This is a genomic window from uncultured Chryseobacterium sp. (assembly GCF_913776365.1).
Taxonomy (GTDB): Bacteria; Bacteroidota; Bacteroidia; order Flavobacteriales; family Weeksellaceae; genus Chryseobacterium.
In genome coordinates this window covers 1-20,473 of record NZ_CAJYMO010000168.1, presented here as the reverse complement: position 1 = coordinate 20,473, position 20,473 = coordinate 1, and the positions used below count along the sequence as shown (strand labels likewise).

Genomic DNA, 20,473 nt, shown 5'->3' with positions numbered 1-20,473 from the left:
ATCTTATACAAAAAAAAAGAAGTTGGGCAGGTGTATTACTTGTCCAATTTCTTTTATTTTACCTGTTCTCGAAATCAGCAGCGATGATTTCTTTTTTTGAGCATTTCTTTGAAATCCAGAAAGCTGTACACCAGAAAATTTTTTCATGGATCCCTTTTTCATCCGGAGACCTGTTTTACATCGCGCTGGGAATTTCCCTTGTGTATTTGCTGGCCGGATGTTTCAGCAGGAAAAAAAGAAAACGATCCTTACTGAGCCTGCTGGTTCTCATTAATATTTTATATTTTACCTACCAGGTATTCTGGGGAATGCTATATTTCCAGACTCCTGTGATCAAAAAGCTGCCTACGCAGAAGGAACCAACAGTAGCCCGCGCCAGGCTTCTTGCCTTACACTACCTGAACCGCTGCAAAGAAACCCGCAGGCTTGTAAAGGAAGACAAGAACGGTATTTTTGTCATTACCGATCTGGAAACGGTAGAACAGGAAATCCTGTTGCAGCAGAACCGGCTTCCGGAATATATTTCCGGCAAGGATGCACCGGAGATCAATTCTTTCAAACCAAGCCTGTTCGGAAAGGTGATGAATTTTACGGGGATCCTCGGCTATTACAATCCGTTTACCGCAGAATCCCAGTTTAACCCGCAGCTGCCGAATACCCTGATTCCCTTTACACTGGCCCATGAAAGTTCACATCAGCTCGGCTTTGCCCGTGAGCAGGAAGCGAATTTCATAGGTTACCTGATAGGGATGGGTTCAGAAAATCCGGAGCTGCGGTACAGCACGGAATATTTTACCCTGAAAAGCCTGTTGAATTTTATCGCTGACAAAGATCCGGAATTTGTAAAACACGTACTGAGCAACTACTCTCTTCCCATGAAAAAGGACCGCGCCTATGAAAAAGTCTTTATCCTCAGGCACCGGGGTTGGCTGGATGACTTCTTCGGATTCACCAATAACCTTTTCCTGAAAAGTAACCAGCAGGAAGGCTCCGTAACCTACTCCTACTTCATCGATTTACTGCTGAATTACGATAAGGGATAAAACAAAAGAATCGTATCAGGCGATACGATTCTAAAAACACAAATGATGAAAAAAAATTTATTACCTTGACTTGTTCCCTCATTCAAGGCTTTGTAAAAGTACAATATATTTCATAAATACAAAAACATTTCAAATCTTTTTTCCAACTTTAAGAAAACTTTAAGATTTTCGCTGTTTTAAAGTTCTTTAAAACAATTTTAGTATTGATTATGAATAAATTAAACCATTATCAATTCAAAAATAAGTTTATTAAATCATTAGAATAAAATCAGCTTTGTTTATGATCCTTTGAAATAACAACAACCTTGTTTTAGAATCTTATATGATCTTATTGTTAACAATCAGATTCCATATATTTCTTACTTATCATATAAATGAACAGGAAACATCCGGATCAGGATTTCTTTAATTGGATAAGTACTATTTCTTCAACGCTTCAATTTCTTTTTTCAGCAAGTCATTTTGTTCCTTTAAAAGATGGATGTAATCCTGTAGATTATCGATAATGGAAAGCGGAATATTATAATTCTGATTATAAAAGTTTCCGGAATGATCATTGAAAGTAGAATTATCATTATGAACCGAACCGGCTGTCATTTCGCTTTTCAGTTCTTCAACCGGAACATCAAGTGCTTTAGCCAGTTTTTCCCATTCGTCATCATAAATCTTTGATTTTCCATTTTCTTTACGTGAATAGCTGGAAGTTCCTGTCGATAATATTTTTGCCATCTTTTCTTGGGACATATTCTTTTCTATACGAATTTTCTTTAATTTTTCCTGAACCATTTTGCTGTGTTTATTGCAAATGTACTCAAAATACCCGCAAATTTTGCAAGAAAATCGCAAAAAAATCGCAAATATTTTCTTACCTGAGTGAATTCCTTTTTCTTAGTTTTGATATGTCAATATTGATAAAGCGCTTTCAACCTTTCAATCTATATGTGTACAGATATATTTTGAAAACTGATCAGAAACCCATGTCAGGGATTATATGGCAAAGCAAATTATTAATTCAGAAAAATTAACCAAATGAAAAATCTTAGAAAACTTTCAAGAAGTGAATTACTATATGTAACAGGAGCAAAAGCTCAAGGCTGTAGTTACAAATGTTGTTGGGATAGCCAACCTAACAATTGCAGCAGCACAGTAACAGTATCACAAGCGGATTCAGGTACCGTTTCCTGTACTTCAGGATCGCACTTGGTCGCTGTCTAATACGAAAAGAGGCTACTTTTCCATAGTAGCCTCTATTTCAAAACAATATTTATAAACTTATGAAAAAAATATGCATTTTCCTGTTATTAAGCTATCAGTTATTCATATGTCAGAATAAACGATTAATTTATGAATATAAATATGTACCGGATTCCACCAAAAAAAACACTGTTAAAAAAGAAATGATGGTTTTAGATCTGGAGAAAAACCAGTCTATTTTTTACAGCCAAAGAAAATATATTTCTGATTCGACATTATTAACCGATTCAAAAAAAGGGAAACTTACAATGCCTCCGCAGGATCTTGTCTTTTTCTATAAAATAAAAAAACTGAAGGATTCCAGGATTATTTATGAAACATCAGAGTTTGATATTGGAAAAATAGCAGTTGAAGATGACAGAATCATCAAATGGAATATTTCGGATGAGAAAAGTAAGATCTTGGGTTATCCTGTGCAGAAGGCTACATCTAATATATTTGGGAGAAACTGGATTGCCTGGTTTACCACAGCATTACCTTTTAGTGACGGACCCTATAAATTCAAAGGCTTGCCCGGACTTATTGTTAAGATAAGTGACTCAGGCCATAACCATATTTTTGAACTCGTAAATATTGAAAATATTGCTGCAGAAACTCCTTATCCTGATATTGATCAGCAAAAACAAAAAAATCTCAGTTTAGAGGCTTTCAGAAAATATTACCGTGATTACAGGAATGACCCTGCCTCCGGAATGAGACAACAGTACATACAGGGGAAAATACCTGATCAAACAGATACTGGCGGAAATTTTTCCACTGGATTGGAAATCGTTAGAAGAGTGGAAAAATTATTGAAGGAAAGAATAAAAAAGGATAATAATGTAATTGAGCTGGATATGATAAAGTGAAAAGTAAATAATTGATTTAAATTTAAAATTCATACAATGATCTGTCCTAATACAATGGTATGAAAGAAGAGATTCAAATGATATCCAGAACAAATATTTTAAAACAGATATTCATCATTATATGTTATTATCTGGGTATTTTGATACTTTCACAAAGTATCAGTATACAATATGAGCTTACTTACCAATATGATCCTACGCAGATAAGTACCCGAAAAATTGACTATACACTTGATATTCATGCACACCAATCTGTATTTCGTACTGAGATGCGAAAAACGTCAGATTCCTTACTAATTAATACAGGGTAAGGCCTGGGGTATAATACCAATGCTGTATATGAACTTTATTTATCCAAGGACCCGGATCAGGCGCTATATAAGAAAGTTTTGTTTCCCCTCTCAGCAGGAATCGCTTCTTCATAAAGATTTCAGAAAAATTAAACTGGAACATTACAGCACAGACTCTGGTCATCGGGGATTATACATTCCAAAAAGCAACAGTGAATTATGCAGGGAGGAATTGGACCGCATGGTTCGCAAAAGACATCCCTATTTTCGAAGGACCTTATTATTTTCATGGGCTTCCGGGCCTTATTATTTCCATTGAGGATAGGGATAAGAATTTTAATTTCAGGCTGACATCGATCAAGAAGACAGATAAAAATATGTTATACAGATTGGATTCCGGAACAGAAATAAGCTGGGAACAATATGAAAAACTTCCTAAAGATTATTTTACAGACCCTTGATCTTCTCTGAAATCCGGTGGAAAGAAAGTTTATACCGATAATAAAAGCGGAGGCTATCAACCTATTGACAGCAGGGAATTCACAAAAAACATTCAAAATACCCTTCTGAAAAACAACAATCCTATTGAACTTACCCATAAGATAGACTTTAAATAAATCTTATTATACACTTTACTGTAAATCAGTAAAAACCTATAAATCACTTCAAATAGAAAAAAGTATTTGCATTTCTAAAACATCTCCGTATTTTAGTAAAAAATTAATATGCTTTTTGATAAACTCATCCATTACCTTAAGCTTGACAAACAGGAATTTCTTTTCCAGTTCAATTCACACCCGAATTATCCTTCGGCCCTGGCTTTCAGTGACACCCTTAATTTCATGGGCGTACGGAATGATGCCTATGAGCTGGACAAAGAGTATTGGGATGAGCTTCCTGAAGAATTCATCGCTATTGTGGATAACTCCTTTTCACTGGTAAAAAAAGCAGGAAGCCATTATTCCATTTATTCTGATCAGGCAAAAACCTTGAATAAAGAAGAATTGTTTCAGAAGTCAACCGATTTTGTGCTGCTCTTTGAAAAAGATCATGCAGAAAGCCGTCCGACAGTAAATTACCAGCCTTTTATCTATGCTTTCTTTGCCGCTATCCTGGTTTTCTCTCTTTTTACCCAGGCATGGTACGAAACTCTGTTTACTGTACTTTCACTGGCCGGAGTTTATATTTCCCTTGAAATTTTCAATCAGAAGTTCGGCAATTCCTCGCCTGTCATCGGAAGCATCTGCGGTGAAACGGCCGGAAATCAGACAGTAGATTCCTGTAATAAAATCATCAACCAGGATAAAATCAACTTTCTCGGTTTGAAATTTTCGGATTTTTCGCTGATCTATTTTACGGGAATAACCATTTTAGCCGTATTCCTACCGGACACTTCACTTCTGGTTAAGGGATTTACATTGGTTTCCCTGATTGCCATCGGGTATTCGCTATACATTCAGGCTTTTGTGGAGAAAACGTTCTGCCGGGTATGTTTACTGATTATTTCTATTCTGCTGCTGCAGCTTTTAACCGGACTTCTGTTCTTTGAATATGCAATACTCTCTGTAAAAACAGCGCTGTCGGCTATTCTGTTGTGGGGAATAATCTTCACATTGGTGCTGTATCTTAACAATACCCTTGAAGAAAAGGAAAAACTTCAGAAGTCCAATGCGAAAAACCTGAGGTTCAAAAGAAACTACGACCTGTTTAAAAGGGAATTACTGGAAAGTGAAAAAATAATGTTTACAGATTATGAAACTTTCTCCGTAGGAAGCAAGCAGCCTAAGCTCCGGATCTCTATTGTTTCAAATCCTTATTGCGGCTTCTGTAAAGATGCCCATACCATTATGGAAAACCTTCTGAAAAGATATCCTGATGACCTTGCGGTTCAGATGAGGTTCAATTATAACGGCGATCAGCAGAATCCGAAACTTACCCGTCTTCTTTCAGACTTTATGTACGTATACCGGAACAAGCCCGAACAGGAATTTCTCCATCTGATAGACTATTGGTTCAAAACCAAAAGTGAAGATCAGGTACATCAGAAATCGGATGCGCGGGAAGAGTCAGAAGATCTCAGCCTTCTGACGGCACTGTCTTCAGAAAACAGGGATGCCGGACTCAACTTCACGCCTATTATCCTGATCAACGGATACCAGTTCCCGGATAAGTACGACCGTGAGGATATTTACTATTTTATCGATGAATTAACGGAAGATGAGGAAATTTCATGAAAAACAAGTATGCGATATAAAATTTCCTTACATTAGGGAAAAAATGAACGACCTTAGGTGAGTGCACTGCCTTACAGCAAAATGTACTGCCTGAATTATTCCGGAAAATCAATCTTAATAACAAAAACATAATCATTGAAATCTTTTCCTTTTTACCGCCAGCCCGATTCCAAAGACTGCGGTCCTACCTGCCTCCGTATTGTCAGTAAACACTATGGGAAAAGTATCTCCCTGCAACAGATCCGTAACCTTTCTGAAACTACCCGCGAAGGAAGCAGTCTGCTGGGCCTGAGCGATGCTGCCGAAGATCTTGGTTACCGCTCGTTAGGAGTCCAGATCAACTTTGAATCCCTTGCCGAAGAAGTCCCTCTGCCCTGCATTGTGCATTGGAATAAAAACCATTTCGTAGTGGTTTATAAAATCGACAAAAGCAACAAAGTCTATGTTTCCGACCCCGGATACGGATTGATTACCTATTCGAGGGAAGAGTTTATCAAATTATGGATCGGTGAAAACGCAGATGAAAAAACAGAAGAAGGCATTGTACTGATTTTAGAAACAACGCCTGCCTTTTTTCAGACTGAATTTGACGATCAGGAAAGCAAGGCAAGCTTCAGTTTCCTTTCAAAATACCTGCTGAAATATAAATCCCTCATCATCCAGCTGGCAGTAGGCCTGCTGGCAGGAAGTTTACTTTCCCTGATCCTTCCTTTCCTTACCCAAAGCATCGTAGACGTGGGAATCCAGAACCAGGACCTTAATTTTATCTACCTTGTCCTGCTGGCCCAGATCATGCTTTTCGTAGGAAGAATGGGGATCGAGGTTATCCGCAGCTGGATTCTTCTGCATTTATCCGCAAGAATCAATATCTCCATTATCTCGGATTTCTTCATTAAACTCATGAAACTTCCGATCAGTTTCTTTGATACCCGGATGACCGGTGACATCATGCAGCGGATCAATGACCACCACCGGATCGAACAGCTCCTGACCAGCTCCTCCCTGAACACCCTGTTTTCACTGGTTAACCTGATTATCTTCAGTATTGTTCTCTTGTTCTACGACTACAGGCTGTTCATTGTTTATTTTGTTGGTGCTGCTGCATATGTCGGATGGATCAGTTTCTTTTTGGGGAGAAGAAAGGAACTTGATTACAAGAGATTCTCACAGGTTTCACAGGAACAGAGCAAGGTGATCGAGCTTATCAACGGTATGCAGGAGATCAAAATGCACAATGCTGAAAAACAGAAACGCTGGGACTGGGAATTCCTGCAGGTCAAACTGTTCAAGATCAGGATCAAATCCCTTTCGCTGGAACAATGGCAGTCGGTAGGAGGAAATTTCATTAATCAGATGAAGGATATTCTCGTCAGCTTCCTTTCGGCAAAACTGGTTCTGGAAGGAAATCTTACCCTGGGGATGATGCTTTCCGTACAATACATCATCGGACAGCTGAACAGTCCGCTCCTTCAGCTCATTGACTTTATCAAGCAGACCCAGGATGCCAAGATTTCCCTGGAACGTCTGGGTGAAATCCATGATAAGGAAGATGAGGAAAATAAAGACGAGCAATATACCCACGACCTTCCCCAGAAAGACCTGGAAATAGAAAATCTGTCGTTCCGGTACATCGGTTCAGACCAGCCGGTATTTGAAAACCTGAGCCTTACCATACCCTACCAGAAAACCACAGCCATCGTTGGATCCAGCGGGAGCGGAAAGACAACCCTTTTAAAAATGCTGATGAAGTTTTATGAACCTGATCAGGGTGACATCAGGCTGGGCAATACCAAACTCAAGAATATTTCCCCAAGATTCTGGAGGGATCATTGCGGTGTGGTGATGCAGGAAGGATATGTCTTCAATGATACCATTGCCAATAATATTGCAGTAGGTGAGGATTATGTAGATAAACAGAAACTCAGAAGAGCTGTTGAAATCGCCAACATCAAGGATTTCATCGAAGAACTTCCGTTAAGTTATAACACGAAAATAGGAAACGAAGGACTTGGGATCAGCGGCGGGCAGAAACAGAGGCTGTTTATAGCAAGGGCTGTTTATAAATCCCCTGAATATATTTTCTTTGATGAAGCTACTTCGGCGCTGGATGCCAATAATGAAAAAGTAATCATGGAAAACCTGGAACAGTTCTTTAAAGGCAAAACGGCCATCGTTATTGCCCACAGGCTTTCCACAGTGAAACATGCAGATAAAATCATTGTTCTGGACAAAGGAAAGGTTGTGGAGGAAGGAAACCATACCCAACTCGTAGCCCTGAAAGGAGAATATTACAGACTGGTGAAAAATCAGCTGGAACTCGGAAATTAACTGAAAAGGTCTTATTTTTTCGGAAGATAATACATGAAAAGATACGGCCATTATCTTATTTAAAATGAAGCAAAGTGATATTTTAGACAACATAGAACTGCGTTCGGAAAGCGTTCAGGACATTCTAACCCAGCCGCCGCACTGGATGATCCGCTGGGGTAATACCATGATCCTGCTCATTATGGTGATGATCATGGTCATGAGTTACATCATCAAATATCCGGAGTTTATTCCTGCTCCCATTATTGTTACCTCCCAGAATCCTCCGGAAAAGCTGGAGGCCCGTACCAACGGAAAAATCGAGAAGATATTTATCAAAGACCACCAGCAGGTCCGTGAAAATCAAGTGCTTATTGTCATGCAGTCTACAGGCAATTATGAAGATATTCTGGCTCTTAAAAAAATTATAGACTCTATTGATCCGGACAGGCTATCTTCATTCCCGCTTACGGAAACTTCCCACTATAAACTCGGGGAACTGCAGGGAGACTATAACGGCTTTGCAAAAGCTTTTCAAGACGAAGCTCTTTTTACCAGGCTTCAGCCCTATGCGCCGGAAAACCTGGCGGCCAACCAGACATTATCTGAGTACAGGGTAAGAATTGCTACCCTGAAACAACAAAAGCAACTGGAACAGGCAAAATATGATCTTACCAGGAAAAGCTATCAGCGATCCCAGGAACTCTTCAACCAGGGAGTAATAGCGGCAGTAGAACTGGAAAATGAAAAAATAAAATATATCCAGGCTCAGCAGAACCTGGAGAATATTAAAATCTCCCTTTCCCAGATTGAAGAAAGCATCTCCAACCTCAACAAAACGAAAAGCGGTACAGCCATTAATACCGAAAAAGACAGGATTACCTATTCTTCACAGGTATCCCAGCTTTTTGAGCAGCTGAGAAAATCTTTAAAACAATGGGAACAAAATTATCTTATCATTTCCAATACCGACGGAATGGCCAGTTTTCAGCAGTTTTTCGGGGAAAACCAGTTTGTGAAAGCCGGAGATGCCATCTTATCTATTCTTCCGAGCAATAAAGACAAACTCGTAGGGCGCATGTCTGTGCCGGCAACCAATTCAGGGAAAATAGTACCCGGAGAGAAAGTACTGATCAAACTGGACAATTACCGCTATCAGGAATACGGTATGATTGAAGGGAAAGTACAGAACATATCGCTTTCACCCGATAAAGAAGGCAATTATTATGTTGATGTCATTCTTCCGAAGGGCCTTAAAACTTCGTACAATAAAAAACTTGTTTTCGATAAGGAACTGAAAGGAAATGCCGAAATCGTAACCCAGGACCTCAGGCTTATTGAAAGGTTTTTCTACCAGATGCGAAAATTGCTGGGCTACCAGAGCTGATAAGCAGGCTTAAAAGGAATCATTTTATGATTCATGCTGATCTTTTACCTTATTGTTTTTTCTGTACGGGACTTTGCACAGTTCATTGCTTCTTCCGCCTCTTCATGTAAAATCTTAAGAGCGATTTCAAAGCCGTTCGCCATAAAAAAGGCAATGCTGCCCTCCGTATTATAACTCAGAAACCCGATATGGTCCGCATTGATTACCAAAGGCTTTCCCAAGGCTCTTGCTCCCTCAATAGCGTTAGGCCTCCTGATATGAATAACATGAGATGACTTTACGTAAATAAGGCCGTCGGCAGTAGTTTTGATAATATACGACACAGATTATTTTTTTTGCAAAGATACATCTTTTTACATCTGAAAAATCCCCGACCGAAGCAGAGGATTAAATGAAAAAATTAATATTTAAGTGATGGTGATGGTGTTTGAAATAAATGCCCACAACAAGTGATGTGAGGATAAATAACATTTGTGTATTTGCATAATAGTATTCAAGTATTATGCCAAAAATAATATTCTGTAATTATTCTATAGTCTTACTGCATATTGCCGGGATATAAAAAACCCCTCTTTCAAGGGGTTAAAACTTACTGAGATATATAACATGCTTATGTTAATAAGGTAAAGGTATTGAACCAAGCATTAATCTGTTTATGACTGAAATCAACAAAAAGCTCTGCATTGCTGCAGAGCTAAAAACTAATAACCATGAAAACTCAATTAAACATGAGAATCGGTGCAAATGTATTGAATTTATTCTATTAAATTAAAGGTTGCCGCAAAAAATTGTCCGGCGGTGATTTGCTTTTATCACATATTATTGATTAAATTTGCAAAAAACTAATACAATGACATTCAACGAAGCTGTGAGGCACAAAAAAAACATTCTGAAAAACTCAAGTGAATTTACCAAAAGCCTTTACGATTATATCATCATCCCGGAAATAGAAGAAGAAGGGAAACGGTATATTGATGAATTCCGTAAATCTTATTCCCTGCTTCCTGAAGAAACCTGTAAGACCTATAGCAGCAATGCCCGGTTCAAGGTCTTGCTTTCTGTTAAGGACAGCAACTAAGCACTATCATCCCTAATCATTTCAACTGTATTGCTTATTAAAATAAAAATCCCTGTATTGCTACAGGGATAAAAAACTAATAACCATGAAAACTCAAATTAAACATGAGTGACTGCAAATGTATGAAATGTAAATTTGGGAAAAGTTGATTTAAAACAATAAAAGGCACCTGTTAACAATATTTAGCATAACTTAAACCCTTATTAAGAATTCGTTGAGTTCTCTTAAAGAGATAAAAATGTCACAGATCACGTATCTGTAACAGAAGCTGAACTTTCCTGATCCCATTCCGGCCTGGCATTCAATATTCCAAAAAATGTTAAAAAAAATAAGCTCTCATTTCTGAGAGCTTATCTGTAATATAGATGATGAATAATCTTTATTCTTTGATGAACTTTTTCTGGGCAGCGCCTTTCACATCGTCGATATCGATCACGTAAATCCCGTTGATCAATGCACGGACATCCACTTTATTGTTCAGAATGATGCCTGATGTTACCAGCTGTCCGGAAGTATTGTAAATTTTATAATTTGCCCGCGGACTGATGTTTTTCACATTAAGCACCGTTTTTACCGGGTTAGGATAAATCAGGATATCGGTCTGATTGATTGGATTCGGAACGATCTGCTTGGTAATTCTTACCGTATAATCTTCCACTTCACCGGAAGCAAAATTGGTACAATTTACCGGGATTCCGTCTTTCTGCATTGCTACTCTCATAACAACATATTTGAAATCCGTCAGGCTGATAAATGCATCTGCAGGTACGGAGAATGTACCGCTTACGGTTGAGGAATTATCGGCTCCAGAAACCAGCACCCTTTCGTCAATATCAAAATATCCGTTTCTGTTGAAATCGATCCAGACTGCAACTCCGGCTTTCGCGTTGCCTGCCAGTTTTTTCTCAATGGTGATCTGGTTGTTTGATGAACCCTGAACCATCTCGATAAACTTATTGGTAACTCCGGTATAATCTGAATAGGTTGATGCCAACGTAGTATTGGTCATTACAGGCTTCCCGTTCGGCGTAACGGTCACTTTGGAGATATATTCCGTTGTGGAAGCCGTTGCAGCCATCTGGCAATAAGTAACCGTAGGTGTAGTAAACAGATACAATGGGGTAAAGTTACCGGTAGTACCGCTGCAGACATTTGCTACCTGCATTTCGTATTGGGTAAGTTCCACCAGGTTGGACAAGGTAACTGTATTGGTATTGGCGTTAATGGTCGTCCAGCTTGGAATTCCAATTTTCCTGTATCGCAATATATAAGAACTTGCACCCGGGAAAGAGGCCCATGTAACCGTAGCCATTGTTGGTGTCAGATTCGTGATGGTAAGCCCCGGAGGCGCCACATCACATGTTCTTTCCGTGGTAAATACCTTAGGATTAGACCATGGGTTCAGTGTTGTTTCGCCTACACATCGGTTGGCGATCTGAACTTCATAAGTAGTATATACATTCAGCGGGCTCAGTAAAAACGTAGTAGCCGGTGCTGCCGGTAATGGTATTTCCGCACTCCATCCTGCTGCTCCGCTTCCTACGATCCTGTACCGCATGAAATATTCTGAGCTTGCCGCCAGTGGTCCCCAACCGATTACTGCGGATGTAGGGGTAATGCTGGTAATGGTTACATTCGGAGGCGTAGGATCGCATCGTGTTGTAAAATTACTGTGGGAATATACTCCCGGAATACCGTTACAAACTGCAGCGATTTCAACTTCATACAATGTTGCCGGCAATAATGACTGCAATGTCGTGGTATTGGTGGTTGCCGGTGAAGCGGCAGTCGGTACGCTGTAGCTCTGCCAAGGTCCTGTACTTCCTACCGGACGGTATCTTACAAGATAACTTGCTCCGCCGATGTCCTGTGGCCATGTAAGCACTACGGAATTATAAGTAGCCGTACCTACGGTTACTACCGGAGTCGCATTGCTGCAGATCCTGAGGTTGATATTGTCAATGGCTGCAGGAGGCTGTGTACCGGCGCTGCCGTCATTCCTCCATTCAAAGACCAGCCTCATGGTAGCCCCTGCAAAACTTGAAATATCCAAGGCAGGATTCGAAACGGTCTGCCAGGTCGTCTGCTGATTGTAATTATTACCGATCTGTATTCTTCCGGTTCCTGCTGCGATACCGGTTCCTGCGACAGGCATAAAGCTGGCAGGCACCAGCCATACTTTCATATAGTCAAAACTTGACTCTCCTGCAGCTTTCCAGTCAAAAGAGAAAGTAGCGGTAGTGGTTCCGGCAGGAACTGCAATATCCCTGTAAGCATGGACAATGCTGGTGGATGAAGTACTATAGGCATTGGTAGTACCGGTATTGGAAATGTAAACCGAGCCTCCCGTATTTCCTGTAGCATTTCCGTAAATCCACTTGTTTACCTGTGAACCATTGGCATAGCCTAAATCACTTCCTGTCGTGAACGGCTGGATGTAAGGAATGGTAGCCGGAATCTGAGTCGTGGTAAACGGACCGCCTGCCATCCAGAAGCTTCTGTCTGAACCTGCACAAACGGAACGGATCCAGATGTAATACGTGGTATTAGGCGTCAGAGATGTTAAGTTAAGGGTATTCGTAGCAGATGCTCCTGTAGGAACAGTGGCTGCAGTTGGCGGAACATTTACAGTAGACAGGTAATATTGGTATCCTCCTGCCGGAGCCGGTGAAGGAGCTGTCCAGGTAATTGTTGCGGTAGCACTTCCTACTGTAGATACGGTAATATTCGTAGGTATTTTACAGGTAGGGATGCTTAGGTTGATATTATCGATCGCGATCGGCGGCTGGGTACCACCGGAACCGTCATTTTTCCATTCGAAGACAAGACGCACCGTCTGGCCTGCAAAAGTCGTCAGGTTTACCAGCGGATCGAAATAATTCTGCCACGTAGACTGTTGGTTAAATGTTCCTCCTACCTGGATTCTTCCTGCACCTGCTGTAATCTGGGTACCGGCAGCCGGGTTATAGGTTACAGGAACCAGCCATACCTTCAGGTAATCATAGATGGATTCCCCGTCTCCTTTCCAGTCAAAGGATAAAGTAGCAAAAGTGGTACCTGCAGGAACAAGTAGATCTCTGAAAGCATGTACCGTACTGGTAGAAGAGATGGTATAGGCATTTGCCGTTCCGTTATTGGAAATATACAGTGAATTGGCAGGGTTTCCGGTTGCGGAACCATATACCCATTTATTGGTCTGATTGAGACTTGTCAGCTGCAGATCGTTCGCTGTCGAGAAATTCTGTACGTAAGGAATAGTAGTAGGAACCTGGAGTGTAGAGAAGCTGTTTCCTGCAATCCATACACTTTTATCCGTAGCGCTACATACAGAGCGTACCCACCAATAGTAGGTTGTACTTGGGGTTAACGTTACTGTTGCAGTCGTTCCTGTACTGGCCACTCCCGGAGTTGCGGCAGTAGGTGCAGCAGAATTGGTACTGATATAATATTCATATCCATTACCGGGAACTGCTGCAGGAGCAGTCCAGGAAAGAACAGCACTGTTTGTGGTGATCGTATTTACAGCAGTTGCCGTAGGCGGAAAGCAGCTCGGTATGCTTATATTGATGTTATCAATAGCAATCGGAGGCTGTGTCCCTGCAGTGAAGTCATTTCTCCATTCAAATACCAGCCTCATATTGGATCCCATGAATTGACTTAAATTCAGGTTGATTGTGCTGAAAGTCTGCCACGTTGCCTGGCCATTAAGTTCACCTCCCACCTGGATTCTGTTAGCGGCGGCCGTAATCTGTGTACCGGGCGTAGGGGTAAATGTCGTCGGAACTATCCATACCCTTAAATAATCATAGATAGATTCTCCCTGCCCTTTCCAATCAAAAGAAAAGTTTGCAATAGAAGCTGTTGAAGGAATAATCAGGTCTTTGTATGCCTGTACAATACTGCTCGAGTTAACGGTATAAGCATTGGCAGTGCCGCCGTTATTGGAGATGTACAAAGAACTGCCTGTATTACCGGTTGCTGCACCATAAGACCATTTATTGGTCTGAGTTCCGTTCAGGAGAGTCAGATCATTCGCGGTATTAAAGTTCTGTGAATATGGTAACGCAGTAGGTGTCTGCCCATAGACGTCAGGTATGGCGCCCAGATTTAGCAAACACAGAAGAAGTACTAGAAAAGTAGAAATTTTCTTCATAAGTTATCATTTAATATTAATCAATGCAAAGCTAATTTGTTTTTTGCTAATATATAGTATAAAACAACATGTTTTTTATAGAATATTTCTCAAATACTCAAAGAGAATGTATCAAATCATATATATGAGCCTGCTTTAGCTAAACGCTGATTTTTATTATTTAGTATCCTGTAAAATAGATAATAAACAAATTGTGGTAGATATCTTTTATTATAGGTTTTAGAATTATCCGGATTTTGATTTTGACTGCAAGCGGTACAGAAACGTGGTAAAGATGAAAAAATAAGGTCTCCTTTTAGAAAGGAGACCCAAAAACACAAATGATGAAAAAAAATTTTTGTAGAATCAATTAATTTAATTCCGAAGTAAAATTACACGGAAATTGGCAGGCAGACTATGCGTGGAGTCATAGGATAATTATTTTCAATATTCCATATTAGTTCAGTATACTTCACTACACATTTCAAAAAAAAGTACCCTATTTGCCCTTTCATTGTTTCCACTTATCATGTAATTTTATAAATTTGCCAACCCCTGATGCAGCGGCTGATATGCCTCTTTTTATTAATAACCCGACAACAGGAAAAATGCAGTGAAACATGAATTTTTAATTCGGCTTGGCCAATTATCAAGGGGGAAAACTAGTTTATAAAATATAACTTTATATTTAAAGATCTGATGATTTTAATCATGATTTTACAGAGATGTAATAAATACATTTGCGAGAATATTAAATCAAGCAAATGTGAATAAAATATCTATTCTTGTTGCAAATTATAATAACGGAAAATATTTCAGCGACTGTTATGATTCCATCATATCACAAAGCTATGAAAATTGGGAAGTTATTATTGTAGATGATTGTTCTACAGACGATTCAGTGAAGATTATCAGAGAATTGATCCGTGATGATTCGCGTTTCAGGCTGTTTACAAATCAAAAAAACGAGGGCTGCGGTTATACCAAAAGAAAATGTGTGGAACTTGCAACAGGGGATTTCTGTGCTTTCCTGGATCCTGACGACGCCTTGTATGATTATGCACTCGAATGCTGTGCGGATGAACTGCTGAAATCCCGTAAGACCATTGCCGTTTATTCGAGGCTTATTTTCTGCAATGAAAATCTTATGCCCGGAGAAGTTTTCGGAAAGATCAAACAGATTCATAACAGCCGATATTTCTTTAATATCCCCATCCAGATCTCAGCATTTTTTATGTTCAAAAGATCAGCCTATGAACAGACAAGCGGTATTAATCCTGCTCTGAGAAGTGCCGTGGATCAGGATTTGTATCTGAAGCTTCTTGAGATCGGCGAAGCCCGGTTTATTGATGAAGTACTCTATAAATACAGGATCCATGAAAAAGGAATTTCACAATCGAGTTCAAAACAGAGCGCCAAAGATTCTTTTGCAAGGGTTATACTGGATACAATGAAACGCAGAAACATTACCACTATCCATCACCGGCCTGTCCCGACTGTATTTACCACGTCCAAAGAAATTTACAGCCTGCTGGAATATCAGACTAAAATCCCCTACAGGCTGATGAGCAGAATAAGATCTACACTGCATATCTGAAGCACTGGATAAACAACAACAGATCCGCTTTGCTATCCTGAGTAAAGCGGATTTTTGTACCGGCTGGCCGTCGCAGGAAGTGGCCGCATATTCTCCTGCATAAATCCGTACTTAAAAAAGGTTCTCAAGAATGCTGACAAAAAAATCTGCCTCGGGGGTGAGGCAGATCTTAAAGGGTATATGGGGTCTAAAAAAGTGTTTCTGGTATGTTATCTTGCAGAATCAGTTCTTGTTCCTGATCCTGTTCCCGTACCGGTAGTACCACTGGTCGTTCCGGTTGTTCCGGTCTGACTGGTTCCTGTTCCCTGGTTCATGGCGCTGTCCCGCACACTTGCCGTAGTATCCATATCGGTTCCGGTAGTTGACATATCACCTGACATGGTTCCTGTGGAAGCAGAATCGCTCATCGATGTGCTGTCATTTTGTGTATCCTGCTTTTTACAGCTTACTGCGAAAAGGCCTAAACCTAACGTTAATAGCATTACTTTTTTCATATGATAATTTTTTAATGTCTTAATTATTCCAAAATTAGAGAGATATGAACAATTATGATATGAGCCGGATCATAAACTCCTGAAAAATAATCATTGCCATAAAAAACAGCCTTCCGGAAGAAGGCTGTAAAAACACAAATGATGAAAAAAAATCTATTCAGAGATTCTGAACAGAAGTTGTACGCAGGTGAGCTACGATATTTTTCTCCTGCCATATTTTTTGCAATAGGCACGGCCGTTATAATACGCAAAACAATATCGGAATCTCTTTTTTTCGAGAAACCGCATAAGACCAAAGATAACAAGCATAATTGATATAAACAAAATAGCCAGCATTAAAATCAGAGAAAGGTCTGAATTTTCCAAAGTTAATTTCATTTTTTCCAGTTTAGTAGGCGTGTGTAAATATAATGATTCATTTAGAGACAATAAAATTAAAGATTTGTGAAATATCATAGTCGATAAGTGCCTTATTCATCATATTGCCCTATCTTTTTCCGCTGAAACCTTTGAATTAATGGCCTATATTTCTACGGACTTCATATTTTTTTCCAGTTGTTTTGACTATTTTAACATTGCTTAACGGCATTTTGGCGTTATAATTGAAAGTATTAGAGATCAAGCTTATGCTTTGAGCAACCTTTTAAAATTTGAATTATGAAAAGTATAGTGTTAACAGGTTTATTGTCAGTATTTTTACTGACTGCCTGCAAAAAAGACGATCAGATTGCCGAAAAGTCTCTTGAACAGCAAAAGATGGAATTCCAGATGAGGCAGCTTGAAATTGAAAAACAGAAGCTGGCTATAGAGAAAGAAAAAATGGCTTATGAAGCCCAGAAAAAAGCAGACAGCATTACGGAAGTACAGAAAGCCAGAACGGCTGCTGCCAATGCCAGACCGCAGGTAATCAGGGAAACCCGTACCGTATACCGTGACAGACCAAGTTCCAGTAATGGAAACTATGCCAACAACGGAAGCAGTGCTTCACAGGGAACAACGGCAAAGAAAAAGGGTATGAGTGAAGCCGCAAAAGGAACCATCATCGGTGCTGTAGGGGGTGCTGCCCTGGGAGCTATTGTAAATAAAAAGAGCCCCGGAGCCGGTGCAGCCATTGGTGGTGTTATCGGTGGTGCTACAGGATATACATTGGGTAGGGCACAGGACAGAAAAAGCGGAAGGGTACAGCCACGTAATTAATATTCTCCACATAACATAAAAAGATTGCTTATTTTTAGGCAATCTTTTTTTATGGCTCTACTGTTACTTTCTGCCTTACTTCTCTTTCCTGTACTCACAGGATGGGGAGCCCTCGCTGAAAAACTGACCAGACCTTTCATCACCGGAACAGCCGGGCAGGCTTTTACGGGAATTATGACTATCAGCATTTTATGGGTAATAACGGCTTTCTTTCTGCCCCTGTCCGTTTTTACAGAAATTCCGGTGATCATCGTCGGTCTTTTCTTTTTTTTCAGGAATAAAAAGTATAAACATCTAGTGCAGCATTTGTCAAAAGAGTACCGCATTTTCTCTTTTGCTCTGGGTATACTGCTTTTCTGTGCATCATTTTATCCTTACGTGCTCGACCATTTCGGATATTATGTCCCTACGATCAGGTGGCTAACGGAATACGGATTGGTGAAAGGAGTATCCAATCTGGACCTTACCCTGGGCCAAATGTCGGTATGGCATCTGTTTCAGGCAGGCTTTTCACATCTTTCAGATCCTTTTCTAAGGATAAATGCAGTGCTGTTAATGGTATATCTCATCTACATCATTGAGAACAGAACCTGGATCCAGCTTCTCTTTATTCCGGTACTCCTCCTGTTCTCACAATCGCCGAGCCCGGACCTACCTGTAATTATCCTTTCGCTGGTGGTTACCAATGAAATGCTTCAGCGTAATACCAATACCCTGTTGCTTTTCGCGTTTTCAGCATTTATATTTGCGATAAAGCCCACCATGATATGGGTTCCGGCAGCCTGCTTTTTTTACACCCTGCTGATCATCCGTAAAAATTTCAGCACCCTCATTCCGGGAGCTGTCATCATTCTGCTGTTTTTCATTAAAAATATATACACTTTCGGCTACCCTGTATTTCCCGTGGCCATAGGCGATTTGGGTGTAAGCTGGAAGCCGGATCAGGAAATCCTGGCCACTTCTTCCCGGTATGCCATCCTCAAAACCTATGATATGCAGTATTCTTATGAAGAAATCCAGCGTTTTTCCGGATGGGACTTTATAAAGAACTGGTTATTCCTGAAAGGCATCAAGTCCAAAATCAATATTCTTTTCATTTTAACCCTGCTGTTTTTTACAGGATATGTTATCAGAAAAAAAGACAGGATGCTTACCGTAATCCTGATCTCTTTACTGATTAAAAGTTTTCTTGTGCTGATATTTTCCGCCCAGTACAGATTTTTTATAGATGTATTCTTTGTGATCGCTTTTATGGTTCTGCGGAATCACTGCAGCAGGAGGATATCGGTAGGCGGCTTCTCCGTGATGGGCATTGCTCTTGCCGGCATTCTTCTGTTTCCCGGAATCCTGCAAACGTATGTGCCAAGTTTCAGGCTGGGAAGCTTCATGGGGAAATTCGAAACCACTCAGTGGTACAGGCCTTCGGTATATGAATACAATCGCTACAGAACCTATACCGTCGGAAACTTCAGATTTAACGTATCATACAGATACCCGTACAGTTTTGACACTCCCCTGCCGGCTTTTTCGGAGAGCTATCTTTTTGATGAAGTCAAGACCGGAATTTTCCCGCAAATGATCGATTCCGGCAACATCCGTAAAGGTTTTGTCTGTAAAAAACTGGATCCTGCGGAACAGAAGCAGGCAGATACGATAATGCGCAGGGTACGGGAAGCTTACCGGCAAACCCGGTAATTAAGCCATTCCGGTATGAAGAAAAAGCTGTAAATTTGTAAGATGTTAAATACTTTAGGTAATCTTCTCAGCCTTACAACCTTCGGGGAAAGCCATGGCCGTGCTTACGGAGGCATCATCAATAATTTCCCTGCCGGTCTTTCCGTAGACTTCGATGCGGTTCAGAAAGAACTGGACCGGAGAAAACCAGGACAGTCAGCTATTGTAACCCAGAGAAAAGAAAGCGATACGGTGCAGTTCCTTTCCGGTGTTTTTGAAGGAAAGACCACCGGAACGCCCATCGGATTTATAATCGAAAACGAAAACCAGAAATCCCGCGACTATGATCATATAGCGGAATCTTATCGCCCCAGCCATGCTGATTTCACTTACGATCAGAAATTCGGACTGCGGGACTACCGCGGCGGCGGGAAATCTTCTGCCCGGGAGACCATCAACTGGGTGGTGGCAGGAGCTCTTGCAAAACAGCTGTTACCGGAGATTGAAATCAATGCATACGTTTCTTCCGTGGGAGACATTTTCTGCGAGAAACCTTATCAGGCACTGGATTTTTCAAAAACAGAAAGCAATGAAGTACGTTGCCCGGATGCCGAAACTGCCGAAAGGATGATTGCAAGGATTAAAGAAATCAAAAAAGAAGGCAACACAATCGGCGGAACCATTACCTGTTTCATCAGGAATGTTCCGGTGGGCATCGGGGAACCTGTCTTTTCCAAACTTCAGGCCGAACTGGGAAAAGCCATGCTCAACATCAATGCAGCCAAAGGCTTTGAATACGGCAGCGGTTTCTGCGGCGCCAAAATGACCGGAAAGGACCATAACGACCTTTTTAATGAAGACTTTACCACCCGCTCCAATCTTTCCGGCGGAATCCAGGGAGGGATTTCCAACGGAATGGATATTTATTTCCGGGTAGC

General features: G+C 40.5%; 14 protein-coding genes and 1 pseudogene. 11 read left to right on the top strand and 4 right to left on the bottom strand.

Going from position 1 to position 20,473, the window contains the following annotated elements; all coding sequences use genetic code 11:
- Positions 1 to 83 precede the first annotated feature (83 nt).
- Positions 84 to 1,043: a DUF3810 domain-containing protein gene (locus tag QZ735_RS08470; RefSeq protein ID WP_367117836.1), complete on the top strand. Its 960-nt coding sequence runs from the start codon at positions 84 to 86 to the stop codon at positions 1,041 to 1,043.
- A gap of 420 nt (positions 1,044 to 1,463) precedes the next feature.
- Here the strand turns inward: QZ735_RS08470 and QZ735_RS08465 are convergent, their stop codons facing one another.
- Entirely contained in the window at positions 1,464 to 1,829 is a 366-nt protein-coding gene (locus tag QZ735_RS08465; RefSeq protein WP_294246867.1) for a helix-turn-helix transcriptional regulator, read from the bottom strand.
- Between the two features lie 488 nt (positions 1,830 to 2,317).
- On the opposite strand from QZ735_RS08465, the gene QZ735_RS08460 reads away from it, so the two are divergent.
- From QZ735_RS08460 to QZ735_RS08440, 5 genes and pseudogenes are all read left to right on the top strand, one after another.
- On the top strand, positions 2,318 to 3,145 hold the full coding sequence (locus QZ735_RS08460) for a GLPGLI family protein (protein WP_294246864.1): 828 nt from the start codon (positions 2,318 to 2,320) through the stop codon (positions 3,143 to 3,145).
- Between the two features lie 412 nt (positions 3,146 to 3,557).
- Positions 3,558 to 3,896 (top strand): annotated as a pseudogene (locus QZ735_RS08455) (GLPGLI family protein); the annotation flags it as partial.
- A 264-nt stretch (positions 3,897 to 4,160) separates the two neighbouring features.
- On the top strand, positions 4,161 to 5,669 hold the full coding sequence (locus QZ735_RS08450; protein WP_294246863.1) for a vitamin K epoxide reductase family protein: 1,509 nt from the start codon (positions 4,161 to 4,163) through the stop codon (positions 5,667 to 5,669).
- Positions 5,670 to 5,804: 135 nt separating this feature from the next.
- Positions 5,805 to 7,997, top strand: coding sequence for a peptidase domain-containing ABC transporter (locus tag QZ735_RS08445; protein ID WP_294246861.1), 2,193 nt, complete (start codon positions 5,805 to 5,807; stop codon positions 7,995 to 7,997).
- A gap of 64 nt (positions 7,998 to 8,061) precedes the next feature.
- Positions 8,062 to 9,363: an HlyD family efflux transporter periplasmic adaptor subunit gene (locus QZ735_RS08440; RefSeq protein ID WP_294246858.1), complete on the top strand. Its 1,302-nt coding sequence runs from the start codon at positions 8,062 to 8,064 to the stop codon at positions 9,361 to 9,363.
- Between the two features lie 44 nt (positions 9,364 to 9,407).
- Here the strand turns inward: QZ735_RS08440 and QZ735_RS08435 are convergent, their stop codons facing one another.
- Positions 9,408 to 9,686, bottom strand: coding sequence for a hypothetical protein (locus tag QZ735_RS08435; protein WP_294246856.1), 279 nt, complete (start codon positions 9,684 to 9,686; stop codon positions 9,408 to 9,410).
- Positions 9,687 to 10,213: 527 nt separating this feature from the next.
- Here QZ735_RS08435 and QZ735_RS08430 point away from each other — a divergent pair.
- The gene (locus QZ735_RS08430) at positions 10,214 to 10,441 is read left to right on the top strand and encodes a hypothetical protein (protein ID WP_294246853.1); all 228 of its coding nucleotides are present in this window, start codon (positions 10,214 to 10,216) and stop codon (positions 10,439 to 10,441) included.
- 379 nt (positions 10,442 to 10,820) lie between these two features.
- On the opposite strand, the gene QZ735_RS08425 is transcribed toward QZ735_RS08430, so the two are convergent.
- On the bottom strand, positions 10,821 to 14,594 hold the full coding sequence (locus tag QZ735_RS08425) for a fibronectin type III domain-containing protein (protein WP_294246850.1): 3,774 nt from the start codon (positions 14,592 to 14,594) through the stop codon (positions 10,821 to 10,823).
- A 745-nt stretch (positions 14,595 to 15,339) separates the two neighbouring features.
- On the opposite strand from QZ735_RS08425, the gene QZ735_RS08420 reads away from it, so the two are divergent.
- Positions 15,340 to 16,170, top strand: a complete 831-nt coding sequence (locus QZ735_RS08420; RefSeq protein WP_294246847.1) for a glycosyltransferase — start codon at positions 15,340 to 15,342, stop codon at positions 16,168 to 16,170.
- A gap of 209 nt (positions 16,171 to 16,379) precedes the next feature.
- Here QZ735_RS08420 and QZ735_RS08415 read toward each other — a convergent pair whose 3' ends face one another.
- Complete coding sequence (locus QZ735_RS08415) at positions 16,380 to 16,664, bottom strand: hypothetical protein (protein ID WP_294246844.1); 285 nt, start codon at positions 16,662 to 16,664, stop codon at positions 16,380 to 16,382.
- 657 nt (positions 16,665 to 17,321) lie between these two features.
- On the opposite strand from QZ735_RS08415, the gene QZ735_RS08410 reads away from it, so the two are divergent.
- The 3 genes from QZ735_RS08410 to aroC all read left to right on the top strand — a co-directional run.
- Entirely contained in the window at positions 17,322 to 17,861 is a 540-nt protein-coding gene (locus tag QZ735_RS08410; RefSeq protein ID WP_294246841.1) for a glycine zipper domain-containing protein, read from the top strand.
- A 51-nt stretch (positions 17,862 to 17,912) separates the two neighbouring features.
- The gene (locus QZ735_RS08405) at positions 17,913 to 19,556 is read left to right on the top strand and encodes a hypothetical protein (protein ID WP_294246838.1); all 1,644 of its coding nucleotides are present in this window, start codon (positions 17,913 to 17,915) and stop codon (positions 19,554 to 19,556) included.
- 42 nt (positions 19,557 to 19,598) lie between these two features.
- On the top strand, positions 19,599 to 20,473 hold an 875-nt coding region (aroC, locus tag QZ735_RS08400), incomplete at its 3' end, for a chorismate synthase (protein WP_294246835.1).